This is a genomic window from Massilia norwichensis (genome assembly GCF_024753245.1).
In the GTDB taxonomy this organism is placed as follows: domain Bacteria; phylum Pseudomonadota; class Gammaproteobacteria; order Burkholderiales; family Burkholderiaceae_D; genus Telluria; species Telluria norwichensis.
Window position 1 is genome coordinate 1 of sequence record NZ_JANUGX010000068.1, and the last position, 1,627, is coordinate 1,627.

Annotated in this window: 2 protein-coding genes and 1 pseudogene; 2 read left to right on the forward strand and 1 reads right to left on the reverse strand. The window is 53.9% G+C overall.

Features of this window, described 5'->3' with window-relative positions; genetic code table 11:
- A pseudogene (locus NX782_RS26130) lies at positions 1-484 on the forward strand (transposase); the annotation flags it as partial.
- Between the two features lie 192 nt (positions 485-676).
- Here NX782_RS26130 and NX782_RS26135 read toward each other — a convergent pair.
- A complete protein-coding gene (locus NX782_RS26135; protein ID WP_258848427.1) occupies positions 677-1,051 on the reverse strand; it encodes a SpoIIAA family protein in 375 nt (124 codons plus the stop codon).
- Positions 1,052-1,303: 252 nt separating this feature from the next.
- Between NX782_RS26135 and NX782_RS26140 the strand changes: the two genes are divergently transcribed.
- On the forward strand, positions 1,304-1,627 hold a 324-nt coding region (locus tag NX782_RS26140; protein ID WP_379793171.1), incomplete at its 3' end, for a cupin domain-containing protein.

The window sequence follows — 1,627 nt, forward strand, 5'->3', positions numbered from 1 at the left end:
CCCTGGTACCGAAAACAAAACGTCCAACGCCAAGTTCGACGGCAGATTCGACAAGGCCGATTTCATCTACGACGCAGAGAAAAATGAATACCGCTGTCCGGCAGGCCAAGCGCTGATCTGGCGTTTTTCAACCGTCGAGAATGGCATGACGAATCACCGATACTGGAGCTCCAATTGCAAAGGCTGCGCACTCAAGGACAGGTGCACACCGAGCCAGCAACGCCGAGTGACCCGTTGGGAGCACCAAAACCTTCTCGATGACATGCAAGCACGCCTGGACGCAAATCCCGACGCCATGCGACTGCGGCGCTCGTCGGTTGAGCACCCATTTGGCACGCTAAAATCCTGGATGGGGGCAACGCACTTCCTGACGAAAGGGCTGGATTTCGTGAAAACCGAGATGAGCCTGCACGTGCTCGCCTATAACTTCCGGCGCTTGATGAAGCTGCTGGGCATGCCGGCAATGTTGAATGCCATCAGGGCATATGCCCGCTTTTTAGCTGCATGGAACCTGCTGACCTCAATCTTCTCCCGAGCTTCGCTGAAAATATCGCGCAGAGAAAACGGCCTGCCACACGGCTATATACAGCTACACAATTACGCCTGACCGAGTACGCAGGCCGCAAGCTCGGCATTTATGTTTTTACACAGCCTGGACCCGAAGCGGACGGTTTGTTCACGTCTCAAGCCACTGCAAGGCGTGGCTGAGATCGTTATAGAAAACACGGTAGTCCCCCTCACCAAATTGTCCGAAGGCGATCCGCGACAGATAACCCAATCGTGTATTCGAAACCAAAATGGCTTTACGGAGAGATTGGTCAGCGAACAGTTGCTTTGTCTTTTCGTTTAATTTTTCTTGCAATAGTGCGATGTCAATGTCGGGTGATTCCATTTCCAATGCGTCGTAGAGAACGCGCGTGTATTCGGTATCTCGCAGTAGCTGAATTACGCGCTCATGTATTTCTTTGAGCAAGCTTTCAGTTAATTCCCCTCTCACTCGAACCACAACAACATTACCGAGAGGTTCAATCCAAAGTTGACTGTTTAGCATGTGGTCAAGTAATTATTTCAGAAATTGCAATTATTTTGCTGCGACTGCTCCTGGCCGATCTCGGCCGTTCGCAATGCTCAGTGTAAGGCATTTGTTGCTCAGTAGGCAAGTACATGGTCTTGATCTGTCGGTGTTCGAGCACGTTGCTTTCCCGCTCGATCAGGTGAACGAGGCCATTTCGGGCATCGCCAACCGCAACGGCGGCTTCAGCAACTACGTCATCCATCCGTAATGGCAGACACGAGCGAGCGTATGAAGACCAGACGTATCGTGACAGGTATCGGCCTCGACGGAAAATCCATGTTCCTCTCCGCTGCTTCTACGCCCCGGAGCAGCGAGTACGAAAGCGCGCCAGGTTTCGTGGCTTCTCTCGTCTGGGCCACCTCCCCTGCGCCCCAGGTCGGCGAATCAGGGATGGCGGATCCGACCGAATCCGTCGAGTCCTACGTTCCCGAGACCGGCGCGACACGTTGCCTGATCGTGAGCTTTCCACCGGACTCGATCATGATGTCGGCGGATTTCGACCCTGCAGCATTCGGTCGCGAGTCCGCCCAGATCATCCCTGGGTTGGCCGAC

Bases quoted from the DNA above. Each gene is read 5' to 3' on its own strand.
- NX782_RS26135 (WP_258848427.1), bottom strand. From the start codon at position 1,051: ATGCTAAACAGTCAACTTTGGATTGAACCTCTCGGTAATGTTGTTGTG.